The sequence below is a fragment of the Weizmannia sp. WK01 genome, from assembly GCF_025905465.1.
Lineage (GTDB): Bacteria > Bacillota > Bacilli > Bacillales > Bacillaceae_C > Weizmannia > Weizmannia faecalis.
Map to the genome: position 1 here is coordinate 2,436,164 of NZ_CP109616.1, position 20,994 is coordinate 2,457,157.

Below are 20,994 nucleotides of genomic sequence, written 5' to 3' on the forward strand. Positions count from 1 at the left end.
CAAAATTGCCACATTCTTCACAAAGAATTTTAGGGGTAAAGACGACGTCTGGACGTTGGCGCCGCTTCTTTCGTGCCGTATGCAGCAACATGACAGCGGAATTTTGTCCAATTTGAGCTTTTGCTGGAATATTGCCCGCTTCCTTAGCCGTGGCTGCCTGAACTTTGGATGGATTCCTTTACTTAGAGCGCGTCTACGTTAAGAAAGCAAGCTAATATGAAGACATTCCTTCACTTAGAACCCGTCTATGTTAAGAAGGCGCGAAAAACGATGGCATTCCTTTACCTAGAGACCGTCTACGTGAAGGAATTTCGCTTATTCAACAATCCCTAGTTTATCCGCCATTCGATGTTCTTGCGTTTAAAAATGATAGGACGACGCCACCACACGGCCGGAAAAATCCCCCACAAAGAAAAACCTTCTGCAAGGCAGAAGGCCGGATGCTGATCCTTATATTTTCGCCGGCAAAGCGGATTGGATTTCCTGATAAAATGCATCGAACTGTTTCAAATCCATTTGCTGAGCTGCGTCCGAAAGTGCGACTGCCGGATCCGGGTGCACTTCCGCCATGACACCGTCCGCTCCGATCGCAAACGCCGCTTTGGCAGCTGGAAGGAGCAAATCCCTTCTCCCTGTCGAATGGGTCACATCCACAAATACTGGCAAATGCGTTTCCTGTTTTAAAATCGGCACCGACGTAATATCGAGCGTATTGCGGGTCGCCCGTTCGTACGTCCGGATGCCCCGTTCGCAAAGTATAATCTGTCCGTTTCCTCTTGACATAATATATTCAGCGGCATTCATAAATTCTTCAATCGTTGCCGCGAGTCCGCGTTTTAAGAGAATCGGCTTTTGGATGGAACCTGCCGCTTTCAACAGCTCGAAATTCTGCATATTGCGCGCGCCGATTTGGATGACATCGAGGTAATCGACCGCTTTTTCGAGATCAGCAGGTGTCACGATTTCACTGATAACAGCGAGATCATATTCATCGGCAATCTGTTTTAAAATTTTCAGGCCTTCAAGTCCAAGCCCCTGAAAATCATACGGAGAGGTGCGCGGTTTGTAAGCGCCGCCGCGAAGCAGTTTCAGCCCCTTCGCTTTTACGGATGCCGCAACAGCCGCAACCTGGTCGTACGATTCAACCGAACACGGGCCGAATACAAAATACGGGTTGCCGTCGCCCACTTTTTCGCCTTTAATATCAACAATTGTATTTTCTGGCTGTTTCTTCCGCGAAACGAGCAATGCTTTCCGATGGTCATCTTCCTGCAGTTCAAGGGCCGCTTTAAAGATCTCTTTAAATAAATGTTCAATGGTAGACATTTCAAACGGGCCATCGTGATGTTCTTTAATGGCATTCAGCATTTCGCGTTCCCGGACTGGATCATAGCGGTTTACACCCTGAGCTTCTTTCAGTTTCCCGATTTCCTGGACGAGCTCACCCCGCTTGTTGATCAGCTCCAGCAGCTTTAAGTTTACTTCTTCAACTTCTTTCCGCAATTGTTCAAGCTCTCTGTTCCCCACGAACCTCTCATCCTCTCTGTCAATATCCTTATCTCATTTTGTTGCCGGCGTCTATTACCATAGAAGCTTACAAGTGATTAGCACTTATTATAATCGATTCTTTTTAAAAAGTCACGAAAAAATTCTTTATCGGATAAACGCTTTTATGTGCTAAAGCAATACCCGTCCTGTTATAGTTTTATATGTTTTTCTCGGAAAAAGGTTCCCTCTTTCTTTTCGTTTTGCCAGTCGCCATGTCCATCCTGATCGTAATTGATTATGTCGCGAAAAACTTCAATTCATATTATACCGCTCCATCTGAAAAAAACGCACAAAGAGCGGCTGTCGTTTGGCGCGTATCATCCGTCTTGTTCTGTTTTCCCGTCTGAAAAGCACAAAAAAAGCGGCTGATATGCCGCTTTTTTTGCGCTTACTCACCAACCGATGAGGAACTGCCTGAATTTGAACTTTGTTGATTCACATTTTCCATATCCGTTTGTGCTTTATCTTTTGCCTGCTGCGCGGTCTGAACGGCGCTGTCTTTCAGCTGGCTGCCTTTCTGCACGGCAAAATCGCGGACTTGTTTTGTTTTTTCAGCAGCCTGCGAAGCGAGCTGGGTCCCTTTTTCGGTCGCAAATTCGCGCCAGCCGTCTGTTTTTCCTTTAATGGTTTCCACCTGGCCGCTTAAGTCTTCCCGAAGTTCTTTCCCCGATTTCGGCGCCAGCATAAGCGCTACTGCAGCACCGACAACACCACCGACAATTGCACCAGTCAAAAAATCTTTCGTGGACATTTGTTCTTCAGACATGTAAATTCCTCCTTCAGTTTATGAATTTCTTACCCGTTGGAGCAGCCTTTCATCATTGCGGGCCGGTTCTTCAAGAAGGTGTTTCGGGACAGGGTCTTTGGCATGGACAGGATGGGTTTCATTCGTGCCTGTGCCTGTACCTTTTTTACCCGACCATCTATCTTTTATTTCCTTCAGCGCAGCGCCCCATTGCACGGCCTGTGCAATTTTGTCCTGCCTTTTGCTGACGGCCGAAGCAATCGATGTTGTGACTTTACGCAGCGCCTGACTCAGTTGCTGGGCGGAAACACCGATATCTTCCACGGCATAGACGACACTGTTCAGCCTTTCCGATTTATGCTCGATGTCTTCAACCAACACATTCGTTTTTTCCAGTAATTTTGTTGATTCCTCTGTAATGCCGTGCATCTGCCCTTCAAGGCCCTTTACCGTATCCGACAAGTTGTCCAATGTTTTGCTTAATGATTTCAATGTCCTCGTCAGGGCGATGACCAGAATAAGGAATGCAACAGCAATCAGCGCCACGCTTAAATACAGGATGATTTTCATCTTTCGTTACCACCTCCATGTACAATAAAATTACCCCAAATCGCCTTCCTTAAACTATGGGGTTGAAATCTTTGCGGGTACCATCCTTATTTTCGCATAACGGCCGCCTTGTGCCAACAAAAATGGAAACATTTTCTGCTTGACAAATCTTATAACAAAAAAAGACATTGCCCGCCTGTTTTTCGGACAATGCCTTTGCCTTACCGGCTTACATGCTTTTGCAGCAATGTTTCGTATGCCTTTTGGTACTTTTGGATGTCCCCGGCACCCATAAAGAGAATGACACTGTTTTCAATGCCAAGAAGCGGGGACATGTCCTCTTCCTTGATAATTTGAGATCCGCTGACTTTTTCCTGCAAATCGTAAATAGAAAGCTTCCCGTGGTGTTCGCGCGCCGAGCCAAAAATATCGCACAGAAAAACCCGGTCTGCAAGGTTTAAGCTTTCCGCAAACTCTGTAAGAAATGCCTGCGTGCGGCTAAAAGTATGCGGCTGGAATACGGCGACAAGCTCTCTTTCCGGATATTTTTTCCGCGCGGCATCAATGGTTGCCTTGATCTCAGTCGGATGGTGGGCATAGTCATCAATGATGATTTGCGTGCCGATTTCTTTTTCCGTAAAGCGGCGTTTGACCCCGTGAAATGTTTTTAAATGCGTTTCAACCGCTTCTTTTTCGATGCCTTCGTATTGGCAGAGGGCGATGACCCCAAGCGCATTCAGCACGTTGTGGTTCCCGAAAGAGGGAATTTCGAACGTCCCATAAAAATTATTGCGGACCACCACATCGAATTTCGTTCCTTGCGGCTCCGTCACAATATTTCTTGCCTGAAAATCGTTGCCTTCTTCAAAGCCATAAAAAACAACCGGCACTTTCGCCTGGATTTTTTGCAGCTGCTCGTCGTCCCCGTAAGCGATGATGCCTTTTTTGACTTGCAGTGCCATTTCTTGAAAGGCGGAAAAGACATCGTCAATGTTCGCATAATAATCCGGATGGTCGAAGTCAATATTGGTCATAATCGCATAATCCGGATGGTAGGAAAGAAAGTGGCGCCGGTATTCACACGCCTCAAATACAAAATATTCCGCTCCCGGAACCCCTTTTCCCGTTCCGTCCCCGATCAAATAGGAAGTGGGCTTGATCTCATGCATGACATGGGCAAGCAGCCCGGTAGTCGATGTTTTACCGTGCGCGCCTGTTACAGCAACGCTCGTAAAATTTTTCAAAAACTCACCGAGAAATTTATGGTAACGGATCACAGGAATACCGCGTTTCATCGCTTCATCAATTTCTTCGTGCGTATCGGGAAAAGCATTGCCGGCAATCACCGTCAGGCCGGGGTGAATATTTTCCCGGTTGAAAGGCAGGATCTTAATGCCAGCATCTTCTAATGCCTGCTGGGTAAAAAAGCGCTTTTCCACGTCAGACCCCTGCACTTCGTATCCGATGTCATGCAGGATCTGTGCCAGTGCGCTCATGCCCGATCCTTTAATCCCTACGAAATGGTATACAGTCATAATAGAACCTCCAACACTGTCTATATGTATGCAGTATATGATAAAAACCCGCCATGTGCGATAAGGCATGTTTCCATAGCAGCTGTACAGGCTTTATACGGCTGCCTTCATGCCCATCATAAAAAATTCATACTCCATCATTATATCATTTCCAGGCAGCCGTGAACATGAAAAAACGGAATTTTGCCCGCAGCCCGCCGGAAGCCGGAAAGGGCAGCGCACATCCGCATTCCGCATGCCCTTTTTCCTCTATCCTTGCCAAAACAGCTGCCGGCTATAAGGAAAAACGATCACTCTCTGCTTTCTGCTTCCTGCATTTGCATAAATTCGCTTTTCGTTATTAAAACATCCCGCGGCTTGCTTCCTTTCGCCCCGGAAATAATCCCCTGCTGCTCCATCATATCAATCAGACGGGCGGCCCGGTTATAGCCGATCCGAAAATTGCGCTGCAAAAGTGACGTGGACGCCCCGCCCTGGTGAATGACAAATTCGCAGGCGTCGGGAAAAAGCTCGTCTTCTTCTTCGCCCGTTTCCGTTTGTCTCAGCAATTCTTCAGGCTGGAACAAATATTCCGGCTCTGCGGTTTCCCTTACAGATGACACAACATCGTCGATTTCACGGTCGCTCACAAAAGTGCCCTGCAGCCGGACCGGTTTGGAAGTGCCGTTTTCCAAAAACAGCATGTCCCCTTTGCCTAGCAGTTTTTCCGCCCCACTCATATCAATAATGGTGCGCGAATCGACATGTGAAGAGACGGAAAAAGCAATGCGCGTCGGGATATTGGCCTTGATTAAGCCGGTAATGACATCCACGCTCGGCCGCTGTGTCGCCAGAATCAGGTGAATCCCGCAGGCGCGCGCTTTTTGTGCAATCCGGCAGATGGCATCTTCGACATCCCCCGGTGAGGTCATCATTAAATCAGCGAGCTCATCGATGACAATGACAATATACGGCAGCTTTTCGGAAAACCTGCGGGTACGGACGGCCATTTCATTATAACGGTGAATATCGCGCACACTTTCATGGGCAAACAATTCATAACGCCTTTCCATTTCTTCAACCGCCCACTTTAATGCCGCTGTTGCCATTTTGACATCTGTAATGACAGGGCTGACGAGATGCGGAATTTGATTATATGGCGCAAGCTCCACCATTTTCGGGTCGATCAGGAGCAGTTTCAAATCCTGCGGCGCCGCTTTATACAGGAGCGAAACAAGCACCGAATTGATACAGACGCTTTTTCCCGATCCGGTGGCGCCTGCAATCAGCCCGTGCGGCATTTTTTGCAGGTCGGTTACAACCGGTTTCCCCGAAATATCCAGGCCCATCGCAACCGTCAACGGAGATTTGCTGTTTTGAAATACGGGATCACCGATGATCTCACGCAAACGGACAGGGCGGCTTTTCAAGTTCGGGATTTCAATGCCGACCGTATGCTTGCCCGGAATCGGCGCTTCGATCCTGATATCTTTCGCAGCGAGGCTTAATTTTAAGTCGTCGTTCAGATTGGTGATTTTATTGACTTTTACGCCCGGTTCAGGCTGGACTTCAAACCGGGTGACGGAAGGCCCCTGGCTTGCGTTTACCACTTTCGCGCGGACATTGAAATTTTCAAGTGCCTCATCCAGCGTATAGCTTTGTTCTTTGATCCACTCCTCATCCCGGGTCTGCTTCACCGGCGGCTCCAGCAACGAAAGCGGCGGGAAAGAAAACGGTTTTTCACCGCTGTTTTCGGCCGGATTTTCTTGTTCCGGCCGGGGACCCGGGGCCTCTTTCTTTTCTGTGATCCTCCGGCGGTCCTGTTTCAGCATCAGCACGTTAAACGGCAGATGCTTTCGCGGGCGTCTTTCCGTTTTTGTTGCTTCGCCGGATGACGGAGAAGTGCCCGCCATCTCCGTATGCCGCTGTTCCGGTTCATTTCCTGCATTTTTTTCGGTTTTTTCCGAAGCATATGCCGAAGGGGTTTCCGGCTCATTTGCAAGGTCCGCCATGCTTGCCTCTTGAGAAACGGCGGCATCCTCTTTTGACAATTCACTTGCCGGATTGAATCCCAGTGTTCCTGCGTTTTGCTGGTCTGGTTCATTTACCAGGATGGCTTCGGTTTTTTCCGAAGCATATGCCGAGGAAGCTTTTTCCGGTTCACTTGCAATGGCCGCCGTACTTGCTTCCGGAGAAACAGCCGCTGCATCCTCTTTTGGCAGCACACTTGCCGAATCGGATCCCGGCGTTTTCGCTTTTAGCTGTTCCGATTCATCTGCCGGGTTTGTGCCGGGTTCTTCCGGAGAAATGGCCGTGGCATTCCCTTTTTCCGGTTCGTTTGCCGGATCGGTTTCGGCTTTTTCCGGTTCACTTGCCGAAGCAGCTTTCTCTGTTTCCGGCTCATCTGCCAGGCTTATGCCGGATTTCTCCAGCATGCCTGCTGCTAAAGATTCCGGCGTGCCCATGCTATGTTGTTCTGGCTCCATGTTCTCCAAAGCGGATGCCGGAGTCTCTTCCGATTTTGCCGGGTCACTTGCCGGGTCGGATCCCAGTGTTCCTGCGTTTTGCTGGTCTGGTTCGTTTACCTGGATGGCTTCGGCTTTTTCCGAAGTATATGACGAAGAGGTTTCCGGTTCATTTGCAAGGCCCGCCGTACTTGCTTCCAGAGAAATGGCCGCCGCATCCTCTTTTGGCAGTTCACTTACCGGGCCAGATTCCGGCATTTCCGCTTTCGGCTGTTCCGATTCATCAGACGGAATTGTGCCGGTTTTCTCAAGCTTGTATGTCGCTTCGGCTTCATCTGCCGCACCTGGTGAATCTTCGCCATGCCCTGTTTCCGTTTGGACAGGTTCGCCCTTTTCCGCCTGATCCGCTGTTGCGCGCCCGGCTTGATCTGCCGGTAAATCCATTTTTTTCTCTTCGAACAATTGATCCGCCATGCCGTGTTCAGGTGTTGTCAGGTTCCGTTCGCCGTCCGTGCCCGGATTTTCTGCAAAATCAAGCAATTGCTGCAGTTTCGCCATATCCAAGAGACGGATATCCTTTTTGTAATGATCTTCCAGCTCGTATTCCAACACTGTTGTTTCTTCCTGCGCAGAATCATTTGTCGGCCGTTTAAATCCAAAGACCGGGGACGGGATATCCGTCGGCCGGAAAGGATGGCCTTTTTGCACTTTTTCGCTCCGTTCAGACTGTGGCTCGGGACGATGTTTTTTTGCCCGTGGCCGCTGCTTTTCCGGTTTTTCAGCCGTCTTCCGGCGCGCCCCTTCCTGATCCGGAATTACAGGAAAACGAAACTGTTTTTTCGGATAATGATAAGCCACACGGGTATCTATTTTGTCCGGGCGTGCCTGGTAAAGCCCGGGTTGTTCCGGGGCCTCTTCGTGCACGTTTTCATCCTTAAAATATTTTGCCATTTTTTTAATCCAGCTCAAATTCATCACTCTTTCCTTTGCTCATGCGTCCGAAGAGCCTTTCAAAAATTCTTCTCACCTTCCATTATACAAAGGAAACACATGTTTTTCGAGGGATTTTTTAACACAGGCATGCCGGCATAAAAAAATCGGGGTTAGGCACATTATGAGTGATACTATTTTTTTGAAGGAGGGAATGGATTGAAGATCGCAAAAGCATTGCTCGGCATCGGGCTTGCATCCGGGCTGTTGATGGGATGCGGAAACAATAACGGTGCTGGCGACAATAATGGCAACCGCAACAATGCACGGCCTGTACGCTATAACGACACAGCCGACAATAATGATGTGCGTTACAATAATGTCCGTTACAATACAGGAAGAACAAACGGCAATAATGGCGCTGATTTGACAAATAATACACGGGGTACACAAGGGATCAACAACGCCAATTTGACGAACAATAACGGCAACGGCAACAACAACAATAATAACAACAATAACGTCCGGGTGGCCAACCGTATTGCGCGCAGCATTGAGAATTTAAAAGAGGTAGCACAAGCGCGTGTCATCGCCACGAATGACAATGCTTATGTGGCTGTCTTACTGGAAAGGAACCAAAACAACGACAAACTTGACAAAAAACTGAAAAACAAAATTTCGAAAGTTGTCAAGCAAACCGATCCATCGATCAATGATGTGTACATTTCCGAAAATCCGGATTTCTTTGACCAGATGAGTGATTACGTCAATGACATCCGAAACGGCCGCCCGATTTCAGGATTTTTTAACCAGTTTAACGATATCATTCAGCGTGTCTTTCCGAACGGATCAAGATAAGCGAAAAAGGGCCGCATCCCGCGTGATGCAGCCCTTTTTTTGGCATCCGGCTTTTTATTCCGGCAGCGGAAATTCGCTTCCGACTTCGTATTGCCCGTCCAGCACAAGGATGCCTTTTTTCTGCGGTGCATTCGGGAGCCCGAGTTCACGCGCCGAGCAGATCATGCCGCTTGAAGCCACGCCGCGCAGCACGGCATCTTTGATGATCATCCCGTTCGGCATAACAGCGCCTGTTTTTGCAACCACAACTTTTTGCCCGGCTTCCACATTCGGCGCGCCGCAGACAATTTGCAATGTCTCAGCACCGGTGTCAACCTGGCAGATGCTTAAATGATCAGAATCCGGGTGCTTTTCCTTTTCTTTTACATACCCGACAACGAATTTCGGGGACAAGTCGGCGTCCAGTTTTTCATCGAACCCGTTTTCGGCGAGTATTCCGTTCAGCTTGTCGAGTAAAGCTTCCGTCAGTTTCACGGGGCCGCTTCCTTCAAACGCGCCGTACCGGGATGCTTCAAAAATATTGAACCCGGCTGTTTCTTTTGTCTTTTCATCATAAATGCGGGCAACCGTGCCTCTCTTTTCATAAGCGGCATGCTCCGCGTCTTTGATCATAACAATCAATGTATCGCCGATGCCTTCGCGGTTGTAAAAAACATTCATAAACGAAACGTACTCCTTTCAAGACTTCCGGTTTTTGCCCAAAATAAAGACCGGCTCCAATTCGCCGTCCTGATATAAAAATGAGAGGGCAGTAATCGGCACATGGCCGTTTGCAAAAAAATTCATCGCCATTTGCGCGATTATATCATAACCTGTTTCATTGCGGATGTCACCTATAATTAAAACATCCTGATGGGGAACAGCAAGAACCATTTCCCCTTCCGTTTTCTCGGACATTTCCTGCAATAACTTTTCATTTAAAATCCGGCTTGCATCATAGCCATCATTCGTGTTCAAGAAATAAAAATCATTCCCTGCGACAGTGTCTTTTTTCATTTTCGTGGAAAGCGACCGTAAATTAAACCGCGCCGTTTCCCGAATTTGTTCCGGGCTCCACTCTTCCCGCTCCAGCATTTGAAGATCGATCAACCGGTACGTATTCCCCAGATCAAGCGCGTAATAAATGCGCGTCTCGGCCGTGTGCGCATCGGTTAAAAACGGGATGCCTCCTGGAGCTTCTTCTGGAAAAGAAGTGGACCGGATCACAGGAAAAATACTTTTTTCCCGGCCATTAAGCGAATGGTTTTTCCCCATTACACCGAGCGCTGCTTCCGCATAATAGACAACTTCTTTAATCGCTTCTTCTTTTTGGGTAGCCCATTTGGCGGCAATCTCCGGCAGGGAAATATTGAGTCCCTGGTGTGTGTCTTCATTTTCGACCCGAAGTACATCTTTTTCACGGTCATAGGAAAAAATCCGTCCTTTTTTCTCCAGCCTTTTTTCCAGCTCCCGTCTTAATTGTTTCGTATCCATTTTCCGGTTGGCACCTCCTTTATCCCCCAGCTTAGGAAAAATCCCCCGTCCGCAAAGAGGGGGATTTCGGCCTGCTTTTTGTCTTTCCTGAAAATATGCGTATGCATTCGGATGGTGCCGCGTTCAATGCGGCTTGATCATCTATGATTCAGGCAAGGCTTTCGATAAATTTTTCGACTTCTTCTTTTGTTTTCCGGTCTTTGCTGACGAAACGGCCGATTTCCTTGCCGTCCCGGAATGCGACAAAACTCGGGATCCCGTATACATCAAGATCCGCACATAAATCCAAAAATTTATCGCGGTCAACATGGACAAAAGTATAATCGCTGTATTCTTTTTCAATTTCCGGCATAAACGGGTCTAAGAAGCGGCAGTCCGGGCACCAGTCCGCTGAGAACAAAAAAATATGTGTCCCGTTTTCTTTCAAGTTTTTAAAATCTTCCATTGATTGCAATTCCTGCATGGTTAAACCCTCCAGTTTCTGTGTCTTCTTTTTATTATACCGTAACGGCAGAGCTGTTTCATTTTTCATCACCCGGCTTTCCCGGTATAATGAAAATTAAGCAGTTTGCGGGAAATGGACTTTTTACATAAGGGGTAGACTTCATGACCATTTTAATTGTAGATGACCATAAAGTAAATTTATTTGTCATAGAAAAAACTTTAAAAAATGCCGGATATAATCAGTATGTATCTTTCACTTCGGCGAAAGCATTATTCGCTTATTTGCATCTAAATGAGGAACACGCGCCAAAACCGCCTGCCGACTGCATTTTGATGGATATTATGATGCCCGAAATCGATGGTATTGAAGCGTGCCGGATGCTGCAGCAGTCACAGCTTTTTCGTGATATTCCCGTCATTTTCCTGACTGCGCTTGATGATGCCCGGAAGCTGGCGGAAGCACTGAACGCCGGGGGAATCGATTATATTACTAAGCCGATCAACAAAGTCGAGCTGATCGCCCGCCTTAAAGTAGCACTGCGCCTGAAAGAAGAGAAAGAATGGCATGCGGAACAGGAAAGGCATTTAAAAGACGAGCTCGATCTTGCAATGCAGGTTCAGCGCACACTTTTGAGCGAACCGATAAAAGAAAACTGTCTTTCCATTACATCTTCGTACAAACCGGCTCATCAACTGGCCGGTGATCTTTATTACTGGTATAAAATGGATGATCACCGTTACAGCCTCATGCTGCTCGATGTGATGGGGCACGGGATTTCGGCATCGCTCGTCTGCATGTTTATTTCTTCCAAATTAAGGGATTTAATGCAAAGCAAGGCAGACCCTGAAACGGTGATGCAGAAATTAAACGAACTGATGCTTTACCTGAATAAAAATGGCGGGTTGCAGGATTATTTTACAGCCATCTACCTTGTGCTCGACTGTGCCAGCAAAACGATCGAATATGTGAATGCCGGCCACCCGCCCGCTTTTGCCCTCGTGGATGAAAAGGAAGTCGTGTCGCTTTCGGAAGGCGGATGTGCTGTCGGCTTCTTCCCGCAATTGAAAGTGGAAAAGCAGGTGCTCCGTTACCATGAGAGCCTGCAACTCCTTTTATTTACAGATGGCGTAATGGAAGCACTCGATTCGGACAGCCACGACGGCTTGAAAATCCTGCAGCAGCTCGCTTCATCCACTTGGTCTCCAGAAAAGGCCGCTTCCCCCTTGGATACCGTCCTTGCCAAAGAACTGCAGGAACAACAGCCGGATGATATGTGTGTTGTGCTCGTGCAGGCAAAATAAGTGCTAGGGCTTACTAAGCGGGATATAGGGGTTGTCCGGCGAAAATACAGTAAAAAACGGCGAGATCGCAGTGTCTCGCCGTTTTTTAAATGGTTATGCTTTTTTTCGGTAAATTTTTTCTTCTCTGTCAAAAACCTCATACTTTCCTTCCGTATCAATTGTCCGCACGGTTTCTTTATGGCCGAGCCCTAAAAATCCCCGGTTCGTTAAACTTTCATCAAATAATCGCAAAACTTTTTTCTGAAGGTTTTGGTCAAAATAGATCATAACGTTCCGGCAAATAATCGCATGGAACTCATTAAACGAACCGTCCGTGACAAGATTGTGCTGGGCAAATACGATATTTTCCGCAAGGCTCTTATTGAAATAGGCATGCTGGGCATCGGCCGTGTAATAATAGGAAAATTCGCGTTTCCCACCTGCTTGGAAATAATTTTTCGTATACGTCTGCATTTTATGAAGCGAAAAGGCGCCGCTTTCCGCCTGGCGCAACACTCGTTCATTCATATCAGTTGCATAAATTCTCGTTTTTTCGCGCAGCCCCTCTTCGTCCAATAGAATGGCCATCGAATAGGCTTCTTCACCCGAGGAGCAGCCTGCATGCCAGATCCGGATTTCCGGGTACTGCCTTAATTCCGGGACGACTTTTTCGCGAAAGGCGACAAAAAAGTCCGGATCCCGGAACATTTCTGTCACTTGAATGGACAAATCATTTAACAGCACTTCAAGGAATTCGGGTTCATGGATCACCCTTTCGATTAGCGCGCTGATGCTCGGCAGGTTTTCGAGCCGCATCCGGTGCGTAACCCGCCTTTCAATGGAAGAACGGGCATACTGGCGGAAGTCGTAGCCAGATATCCGGTAAATGGCAAATAGCAGCATATCCAGTTCGAGCTTTTTGATGTCCTCATCCGTTAGTTGGTTTTTTTTCACGCTTTTTGCACTCCATCATTCTAAAGTTTGGGCTTGTTGAAATTGCGGAAATGGCATTCATTTCGCAACGGCCGCTAAAAAGCAACAAAATTTCCCGTGCTTCCTTTACTTGAAGCATGCCTATGTGAAGATAGCGGGCTAAATTTGCGGCCTTTTTTACAAAGAAATTCCTGTAACGAATTTTTTTCGGACTTCCCTGCGTGAAGAAAGCAAGCAAAATGTACAGCCTTCCTTCACCCCGTACCCCTCTCTCCGCTTTTTCACGGGCTTCCTTCCCTCAGCCTGCCTTTATTCTAGCGGCAGCCATACCCGCATGACAGATAACAGCTGGTCCATCTTCAGCGGTTTGCTGATGTAATCTGTTGCGCCGGCGCCCAGACACTTTTGCCGGTCGCCTTTCATCGCTTTTGCTGTCAGAGCGATAATGGGCAAATCCGCAAATGCATCGTTCTTCCGAATTCTTTGCATCGTTTCATAACCGTCCATGCCCGGCATCATAATATCCATGAGGACGATGTCGACCTCTTTGTGAAGGTCCAGCATATCCAGGCATTCGAAACCGTTTTGCGACACAAGCACTTTCATGCCTTCTTTCGACAGCGCCTTTTTCAGTGCATAAATGTTCCGGTTGTCATCGTCACAAATCAGCACCGTTTTATTTCGGAGCGCCTGATCGGCTGATGCTTCTTCGCCCGGCTGCTGATCTTCTTCATGCAGCAATGCCGGCGCTACTTCGCTTTCCGGCGCGGACACTTCTTCCGTAGCGGTCATCCCGTTCGGCAAGCTTGGAATATACAAAATGAAGGTGCTCCCTTTTCCGACAGTGCTGTCGAGACAGATTGTGCCGCCGAGCAAACGGGCAAACTCGCGGCAAATGGACAAACCGAGTCCCGTACCGCCGTATTTGCGGCCGGTTGCACCGTCCCCTTGCTGGAAGGCTTCGAAAATGAGATCCTGTTTCTTTTCCGGAATCCCGATCCCCGTGTCTTGCACAGCCACTTCCAGCCAAAAATCTGCGTCTTCCGTTTTCACGTATTTTCCGGCTGTTTCTGCGCTCACTTTGCGCATCCGGAACGTCACCGAACCATTTTCCGTAAATTTGACGGCATTTGAAAGCAGGTTCTTCACGATCTGTTGGAAACGCCGCTGGTCGGTATAAATCAAATCCGGCACATTCTCATCGACATCAATCTTCAGTTCAAGCCCTTTTTGTTCTGCCAAATAAGCAAACTGGTTGCCGACATACACTGGCAATTCACGGGTGTTCGTCTCTTCAATGACAATTTCCATCTTGCCGGCTTCTACTTTGGACAAGTCAAGTATATCGTTAATTAAATTGAGCAAGTCACTGCCGGATGAATGGATCACACGGGCGAATTCTTTTTGTTCTTCGGTCAGATTGCCCTCTTCCGATTCATCCGCCAGCATTTCGGAAAGAAGCAGAATGCTGTTGAGCGGCGTCCGCAGTTCATGCGACATATTTGCAAGAAATTCAGATTTATACTGCGAGCTCTGGATAAGCTGCTCTGCTTTTTCTTCCAACTGATGCTTTGTTTTTTCCAGTTCCTGCGCTCTTTTTTCCGCTTCTTTCGTCCGTTCCTCAAGCTGTTCATTGATCATGCGCAATTCTTCAGACTGCGACTGCAATTCCTCCGACTGGGCTTGCAGTTCTTCCGATTGCGATTGCAACTCCTCCGACTGGGCCTGCAACTCTTCCGTCATCATTTGCGATTCTTTCAAAAGCCGCTCAACCTCCATTCTGCTCAGGACACTGTTGATTGCCATCCCGAGTGTATGGTTGATTTGCTTGATGAGCTCAAGCCGCGCCGGCGTGAACTCCTCCAGGCTTGCCAGTTCCAAAACCGCCAGTACTTCCTCTTCATAAATGACAGGCGCAATCAGAATGCTACGCGGTTTCGCTTCATCCAAACCGGTCGAAATTAGCGAATAATTTTCGGGAACATCGGTAATGATCCGGCTCTCTTTTTCTAACGCACACTGGCCGGCCAGCCCCTCCCCGTATGAAAATTTTTCGCGGCCCGGATTCCCGCGGTCTTCCGCATAAGCAGCAATTTTGACAAACTCGGCTTTTGTTTTTTCTCCTCTTTTCAAATAAAAGGCACCCATCGAGGCTGCCATAACCGGTACGGCTTTTTGAATAAACCGTTCCGCCAGCGTGTTGATATGGGTGATATTCTGATACATCGTCGCCATTTCGGCAAGCGTCGTCTGCATCCAGTTTCTTTCCGATATTTGTTCAATATAATTTTTTTCTTTCTGGCTTGCCTGCTCAAGCGATGCGGCCATCCGGTTAAAAGCTGCACCGATTTCCCCGATTTCATCCTCTGTCTTCACATCCACCCGCGGCAGTGACGTAAGGTCATCGTAATTGATATGCGTCATTACTTTGGAAATGTTGTTTAAGCTTTTCGCCGTTCCCGATACAATCCAGTAAGCAATAAACAGCATCACGGCAATCATCAGCCCGGAAGAAACCACAATCATCTGCAGCAAGTTTTTTTCCAGCTGGCTGGCATTTTTCATTGCTTTCGACATTAAGTTTTCCTGGAAATTTTTAAAATCGGTAATATATCCCGTTAAGTGGCTCCGTTTCGTTTGATAGTCGGAAATCACTCCGGACGGCACCGTTTTATTGTGCCTGGCGTCATTGATAATCGTTTCTTCCGTTTCCGTGTAGGAAGCAAATTCATTTTGGAGCTTTGCCAAAATATCCTTTGCCTGGTTATGGTTTAATATATTGTCTAGCTGGTTCAGCCTTGATTCGATTTTTGCACGGTTATCCGTAATATTTTGAATAGCGGTTTCCGTGCCGCTTGCTTTTTCATCATTAATAATGGCCAAAAGTTCCCGGTCGGACTGCGAAAACAGCAGCTGGATCTCCGTTGCCATTTTTACTTTCACATAGCGGTCCTGCACGATTTCAGACATGTTTTTTTTCATATGATTCATGGAAACGAGCATGACCACAGCCGTAACAAGCATAAAAGCGAGGATCACGCCGAACCCTGCATATTGTTTTTTCTTAAAGCCCATGCTTTCTTCCCCCTGTTTTTCCATCTGCCGGATATATCGATACTTCTAAGACAAGTGATAAAGCCATTGAAGCTTATACTTTATTCCCGATTTTTCAACATATTATACCATCAATCTGTGACAAATTTGTTACATTTCGTAGCAGGAATCAAGTTTTTTTACAAGGCTAAAGGGGGGGAGAGGATGATGATGCGTATTTACCATCAAACCGCCCCGTTTTTACTTTTCCTAAAATCAAAAAAGGCCTTGCAACCGCAGGACGATGTATCCCTTGGTAACAGGCTCCCCAATCAAGCAATCGAGTTGAGACGAATGAATTTTATGAATTTAAATGATAGATTTTCTATAGGTTTAGATTAATATTAAGACTCCTTATCTTGTAAATTGAGGTGATACATAATATTACGGTTGAAAGAAAAAATCCCGCTGCAAAAATAAATAACGACATTTTCAAACCTAAATACGAGCCAAGAACGCCTCCAATGACGCCCCCAGTGGCATCGCTCCCCTTGTTATAAACCGATTACTTGCATTTACGCTACCTAAAATTTTTAATGGCGTAATAGCCTGTCTTAAACTGACCTGGCTTACAAAATAGAGCATGTTTCCAAATCCGGATAGCATCTGTCCTAAAGTAAGTAAGATTAAAGCGATGGTTTTAGAGTGAAAGTAGGGTGTAAAAACAATGATTCCCCCAACTCCGATTAAAACGGTAGCACCAATGATCGATATCCCAATACCCATCTTTTTTGAAATAAATTCAGAAAAGTAAGCCCCTATTATCCCTCCAATACTTCCTAACCCATAGATTAATCCAATTTGCGATGCGTGCATTCCAACATTCCTTACTATGTATAGTATGTAAATGGTTTCAAAAGCAGTTCTGCAAAAATTTAAAATAGCCGTAGATATGGAGATAGATAAAAGAATTCGGCTATTTATTAATACCTGAATCCGTGACGAAAATCTAACAAACGTCGGTAATAGGCAGTTTTCCCAAGAGGGGATATCTAGATGTATCTCAATACTCAATAAATATACTTTTGTAGTTTTAGTAGGTAAATATTTCCCTATTTCATTTATTTTAGGGCATGACAAATAAACCTGCAAATTTCCATTTTTTGCAAGTTTTCTGGTTTGTTTCGGCTTTTCTTCTTATCGCTTATTACCCTGGTTGTCTAGTAAAAGGCATCGTATAAGCGAGCAAAAGTCGGCAACCATTTGTTGGTCGCCGTCACTTTTAATTTCCATTGCCGACCTTGGTAAACAAGCTTTGAAGCCAGTGTAATCATATTCTGGATGACAGTTCGGATTCTTCTTCGTGTTGCTTTCTTTTTCAATGGTGCATCTTGTTTTTTCAAGCTTTCTTGTCCGATCAAACGAAGTAAATTATACGCAAATACACCAAAATGGAGCACAAGGCCATTCGTTTCATATTTGCCCGATGGCAACCGTTCCAGATCCAGTTCTGATTTAATTTCACTGTGAAACTGTTCGCATGTGCCATGGTCATGATAGAGAGAGATCACCACATGAGGCGGCACTTCAAGATCTGTCCAGTAGGTTTCAAATTCATATTCGGGAATCAAAAAAATCTGGCCGTCTCTTGAGATGGTTCTTTCGATCACTTTAAAGACTTTTCGGATGGTTCGTATCTGGTCTTTTAATTGAATGGTTTCGGGGATGGATCCAAGGTAAACCTTCTTTCCTTCCCGTTCTTCACAGCAGATCCCATATTTTTGGGCAATATGAAGCCAGTCTTCTGCTTTTTCCTTACGAGGATTGCGTTTGATAACAAAGCTTGCATGTTCTTCCAAGAAAATGATGAGATTATCCCGGCTGTCATTTCCGGAATCAAGCCTGAAAAGCAATGGCTGATCCGTTAATCTCCTGGCAGATTGGATGGTTTCCTTGATAAAATTCGGCGTACCTTTTTGGCAGTGGTTATTTCCCTTTCGCATCTCAACATGCAGGCAGTAGCCTTCCTGCCCAATGTAACCGAACATAGGTGCATAACCGTCGCAGCCTTTATAGGTTCTTTCCACTCCTTCTTTTTTTGTTTTGGAGTTATCAAAAGGGGAGACATCCAGATCAACCGGGATATACGGCTTGTCTTTGGCGTAAACTGGGCTAATTTCCGCATTTGTATTGCGGATCAGATTCAGCGATTCTTCATGCAAGATCGCTTTCCATTTTTCCGTCAAGGCAGCTTGGTCCAGTCGCTGCCTTAAAGTCGGGCTGGAAGGAACCCTTTGGATATCCAAAGCCAGTGCAAAAAAGGCATCTTCGCGGAAGGTTTCAATATTGTCATAATCACTTTTTCCTTGGCAAAGCAGGCCAATATAGGATTTGGCTACATCAGCATTGGAACAGACGGGATTTCGGGAAATATCAGGGAGTCGATAGGCATTTAACCTGGAAGCTAAATTCGTTAGATTTAGTAAATTTCCTACTATCGCTAAACCGCTTTGGGCAACAATTCGTTCTTTCGTGGCTTCTATCACTAACTTTTTCATTATATCACCTGAATGTGGAATGAGTTAAATTTAATAGATATGCGTATTATACTAGATTTCATGCGAATGGGTTAACGTTAAGTGAAAATTTCGTCACGGATTCAGGTCTAATTTATAACGCATCAAAGTTAGCCGCAGACCGCATAAATGCCATGATAAAACAAACACAACAAGCTGCATAAGCATTAAAAATTTTTACAAGTTGAGAATTCTGCGGGTCTCCGTCTTTTTAAAAAGAGCAATTATGAAATTGATTCATTTTTCAACTCTTTTCTGATACAGAAACTGTCCCAAAAGCATCTTTGTAATATGGGTGAACATGTCGCCGCGCGTGACGAGTTCATTGGTGAAGACACCGATTGCGCCTTCTTTTTTGCGGACGTTTTCTTTTTTTGCATAGTTTTCCATTACAGGTCCGAGTTCTTCGCCTGCCCGCAAACGAACCGCGATTTCTTCCGGAAGCGGAATCCTTGCTCCGCCGGCGATGAAGGGTTCTTCTCCTTCCACGACAAGTGCACCCCAGTTGCAGAGAAACAAGCCATGCGGGGTTTCCACCACGCCACCTTCAAGACCAATACCAATATCCGCATTTTTTGCTGCCAGGACCGCCCTCGAGCGGTTAATGGCCCCTTGCAGCGTTTCTTCGTCGGAAAAAGGCTGTTCTTTTACGCCGGATGGCACACCTGCAGCCACAAATTCCATTTTCTGCCCGTCAAGCACTTCAAAGGCTTTCCGGACAGCCGACACTTTTGCCGGATTGGTCGAACCAATTGCAATTATCAAATTCTTTCACCTCTGTATTTCGGGCATTTTTGCCTCAGGAAAATCGAATATTTCTTTATTATTTACTGCGGATCGCATCAACGGTTGAACGGTCACAGGCCTGTACCAATTTCACGATCAAGGCCTTGGCTGCCGCATAGTCATCGACATGAAGGATCGCGGCATGCGTATGGATATAGCGGGCGCAAACCCCAATCACAGCACTCGGGATCCCTTCATTGGTAGTATGAACGCGGCCGGCATCTGTCCCGCCATTCGGGGCTACGAAATACTGGTAGCGGATATCATTGCTCTCGGCTGTGTCGAGAACAAACTCGCGCATGCCTTTATGCGTCACCATCGTCCGGTCGTAAATCCGCAGCAATGCGCCTTTTCCAAGCTGCCCGAATTGTTCTTTATCGCCGGACGCATCATTGGCGGGACTAGCATCCAGGGCAAAGAAAATATCCGGCTTAATCATATTGGCTGCTGTCTGTGCACCGCGCGTCCCGACTTCCTCCATAACCGTAGCGCCTGAATAAAGCGTGTTCGGAAGTTTTACACCCTGCAGTTCTTTTAACAATTCGATGGAGAGGCCGCAGCCGTAGCGGTTATCCCAAGCTTTAGCAAGAATTTTCTTTTGATTGGCCATTGGGGTGAACGGGCAAACCGGTAAGATGGGCTGGCCCGGGCGAATCCCGATTTTTTCAGCATCTTCACGGTCATCTGCGCCGATATCAATCAGCATATTTTTAATGTCCATTGGTTTGGATTTCTGATTTTCATCCAATAAATGTGGCGGAATTGAACCAACAACACCGATGACAGGTCCGTTATCCGTATAAATTTGTACGCGTTGAGCCAGCAGCACCTGGCTCCACCAGCCCCCTAGTGTTTGAAAGCGGATCATGCCATTTTCAGTGATGGATGTAACCATAAATCCAACTTCATCCATATGCCCTGCCACCATCACGGTTGGCCCGTCTTCCTGATCACGTCTTACGCCAAAGACGCTGCCGAGATGATCTTGTATGAGTTCATCTGAATATTTTTGAAGCTCCTGCTTCATAAACGCGCGGACGGCCGACTCGTTACCCGGTGCGCCTGGCAGTTCAGTCAGCGTTTTAAATAAATCGAGCGTTTCTTGTTCCATGCTTTTTACTCCTCGTTTCTGTATTTTTTTATCATACCGTATGTACAAGGTTTATTTTACATAATGGGTGGTTTTCTTGCCAGATTTTCACTTCATTTTGTACTTTTGTAATTGAATTCATTTTCGGTTACCGCCTTGAAAGTATATAATGAGGGGGAGCACCGATTTATTCTGATTAATTGCAGAGGAAAGGATAGGAGAAAGATGAATTGGAAAACTTTTATCGCCGGTATCGCTGTGGGTGCAGCCGCCGGGTATGCCGTCAATGAAACATTGCACCGTACTGTTAGCGTATCCGCCGAAACCGTTCTTGCAAAAGTTAAGAAAGCGTTTAAAGAAAACGGTCCGATTGATGGTTCCTGGATTCAAATGACAGAGGAAGATTATGAAAAGTACCCGTTTAAAACGAGGGTCTATAAGGGCGGGGTTTCGCTTACAAAAGACGGAGAGAAGAAGCAGTATGAGTTTATTGCCGACGCCAAAACCGGAACCGTCCTTGATGTCTATCCGATTTAACAGAAAAGCAGATCCGTTTTAAACCGGCTTGTGCCGGATGGTTGGAATCCTTTAAGGCTGGCTTCTCATGCCAGCTCTATCAGGATTTTGCTGAATGGTAACCGGCCCTGTTCCGGAGATCCCGGCTTAGAGCTGGCTTTTCTTGCCGGCTCTATGCGGGAAAGCAGGATAAGCTACTGCTATTTTTAAACTGGCACCGTTCGGAATATTTTATTGGAAAGCAGACGTGCCC

Annotated in this window: 18 protein-coding genes; 4 read left to right on the top strand and 14 right to left on the bottom strand. The window is 46.5% G+C overall.

The window, feature by feature from the left end; all coding sequences use genetic code 11:
* Positions 1 to 450: 450 nt before the first annotated feature.
* From OF158_RS11665 to OF158_RS11685, 5 genes are all read right to left on the bottom strand, one after another.
* Entirely contained in the window at positions 451 to 1,527 is a 1,077-nt protein-coding gene (locus tag OF158_RS11665; RefSeq protein ID WP_014097695.1) for a bifunctional 3-deoxy-7-phosphoheptulonate synthase/chorismate mutase, read from the bottom strand.
* A gap of 409 nt (positions 1,528 to 1,936) precedes the next feature.
* Positions 1,937 to 2,314, bottom strand: a complete 378-nt coding sequence (locus tag OF158_RS11670; RefSeq protein ID WP_014097694.1) for a YtxH domain-containing protein — start codon at positions 2,312 to 2,314, stop codon at positions 1,937 to 1,939.
* A gap of 18 nt (positions 2,315 to 2,332) precedes the next feature.
* Positions 2,333 to 2,863, bottom strand: coding sequence for a DUF948 domain-containing protein (locus OF158_RS11675; RefSeq protein WP_035184300.1), 531 nt, complete (start codon positions 2,861 to 2,863; stop codon positions 2,333 to 2,335).
* Between the two features lie 200 nt (positions 2,864 to 3,063).
* Positions 3,064 to 4,377, bottom strand: a complete 1,314-nt coding sequence (murC, locus tag OF158_RS11680) for a UDP-N-acetylmuramate--L-alanine ligase (RefSeq protein WP_035184298.1) — start codon at positions 4,375 to 4,377, stop codon at positions 3,064 to 3,066.
* Positions 4,378 to 4,667: 290 nt separating this feature from the next.
* Positions 4,668 to 7,796 carry a DNA translocase FtsK gene (locus OF158_RS11685; RefSeq protein ID WP_035184295.1) on the bottom strand — a complete coding sequence of 1,043 codons (3,129 nt, stop codon included), beginning with the start codon at positions 7,794 to 7,796 and terminating at the stop codon, positions 4,668 to 4,670.
* Positions 7,797 to 7,970: 174 nt separating this feature from the next.
* On the opposite strand from OF158_RS11685, the gene OF158_RS11690 reads away from it, so the two are divergent.
* Positions 7,971 to 8,609 (top strand): YhcN/YlaJ family sporulation lipoprotein, encoded by a 639-nt coding sequence (locus tag OF158_RS11690; protein WP_014097690.1) that lies wholly within the window; start codon positions 7,971 to 7,973, stop codon positions 8,607 to 8,609.
* A gap of 54 nt (positions 8,610 to 8,663) precedes the next feature.
* Here OF158_RS11690 and ytpR read toward each other — a convergent pair whose 3' ends face one another.
* From ytpR to OF158_RS11705, 3 genes are all read right to left on the bottom strand, one after another.
* Complete coding sequence (gene ytpR / locus OF158_RS11695) at positions 8,664 to 9,269, bottom strand: YtpR family tRNA-binding protein (RefSeq protein WP_014097689.1); 606 nt, start codon at positions 9,267 to 9,269, stop codon at positions 8,664 to 8,666.
* Positions 9,270 to 9,287: 18 nt separating this feature from the next.
* Positions 9,288 to 10,082, bottom strand: a complete 795-nt coding sequence (locus OF158_RS11700) for a DUF1444 domain-containing protein (protein WP_017550264.1) — start codon at positions 10,080 to 10,082, stop codon at positions 9,288 to 9,290.
* Positions 10,083 to 10,230: 148 nt separating this feature from the next.
* Entirely contained in the window at positions 10,231 to 10,545 is a 315-nt protein-coding gene (locus OF158_RS11705; RefSeq protein ID WP_014097687.1) for a thioredoxin family protein, read from the bottom strand.
* 143 nt (positions 10,546 to 10,688) lie between these two features.
* On the opposite strand from OF158_RS11705, the gene OF158_RS11710 reads away from it, so the two are divergent.
* A complete protein-coding gene (locus OF158_RS11710; protein ID WP_035184275.1) occupies positions 10,689 to 11,828 on the top strand; it encodes a SpoIIE family protein phosphatase in 1,140 nt (379 codons plus the stop codon).
* Between the two features lie 93 nt (positions 11,829 to 11,921).
* Here OF158_RS11710 and OF158_RS11715 read toward each other — a convergent pair whose 3' ends face one another.
* Entirely contained in the window at positions 11,922 to 12,761 is an 840-nt protein-coding gene (locus tag OF158_RS11715; RefSeq protein WP_080738174.1) for a CheR family methyltransferase, read from the bottom strand.
* Between the two features lie 288 nt (positions 12,762 to 13,049).
* The gene (locus OF158_RS11720) at positions 13,050 to 15,815 is read right to left on the bottom strand and encodes a hybrid sensor histidine kinase/response regulator (protein WP_035184270.1); all 2,766 of its coding nucleotides are present in this window, start codon (positions 15,813 to 15,815) and stop codon (positions 13,050 to 13,052) included.
* Positions 15,816 to 15,998: 183 nt separating this feature from the next.
* Between OF158_RS11720 and OF158_RS11725 the strand changes: the two genes are divergently transcribed.
* The gene (locus OF158_RS11725; RefSeq protein WP_155375937.1) at positions 15,999 to 16,175 is read left to right on the top strand and encodes a hypothetical protein; all 177 of its coding nucleotides are present in this window, start codon (positions 15,999 to 16,001) and stop codon (positions 16,173 to 16,175) included.
* 96 nt (positions 16,176 to 16,271) lie between these two features.
* Here OF158_RS11725 and OF158_RS11730 read toward each other — a convergent pair whose 3' ends face one another.
* The 4 genes from OF158_RS11730 to OF158_RS11745 form a co-directional block, all read right to left on the bottom strand.
* Positions 16,272 to 16,925 carry an MFS transporter gene (locus OF158_RS11730; protein WP_326244242.1) on the bottom strand — a complete coding sequence of 218 codons (654 nt, stop codon included), beginning with the start codon at positions 16,923 to 16,925 and terminating at the stop codon, positions 16,272 to 16,274.
* A 68-nt stretch (positions 16,926 to 16,993) separates the two neighbouring features.
* Positions 16,994 to 18,331 (bottom strand): IS1380 family transposase, encoded by a 1,338-nt coding sequence (locus tag OF158_RS11735; RefSeq protein ID WP_080966412.1) that lies wholly within the window; start codon positions 18,329 to 18,331, stop codon positions 16,994 to 16,996.
* Between the two features lie 255 nt (positions 18,332 to 18,586).
* Positions 18,587 to 19,114, bottom strand: a complete 528-nt coding sequence (locus tag OF158_RS11740) for a DUF84 family protein (protein ID WP_026683712.1) — start codon at positions 19,112 to 19,114, stop codon at positions 18,587 to 18,589.
* 58 nt (positions 19,115 to 19,172) lie between these two features.
* Entirely contained in the window at positions 19,173 to 20,246 is a 1,074-nt protein-coding gene (locus OF158_RS11745) for a M42 family metallopeptidase (protein ID WP_035183936.1), read from the bottom strand.
* 204 nt (positions 20,247 to 20,450) lie between these two features.
* Between OF158_RS11745 and OF158_RS11750 the strand changes: the two genes are divergently transcribed.
* Positions 20,451 to 20,762, top strand: a complete 312-nt coding sequence (locus OF158_RS11750) for a PepSY domain-containing protein (RefSeq protein WP_014097678.1) — start codon at positions 20,451 to 20,453, stop codon at positions 20,760 to 20,762.
* Positions 20,763 to 20,994 lie beyond the last annotated feature (232 nt).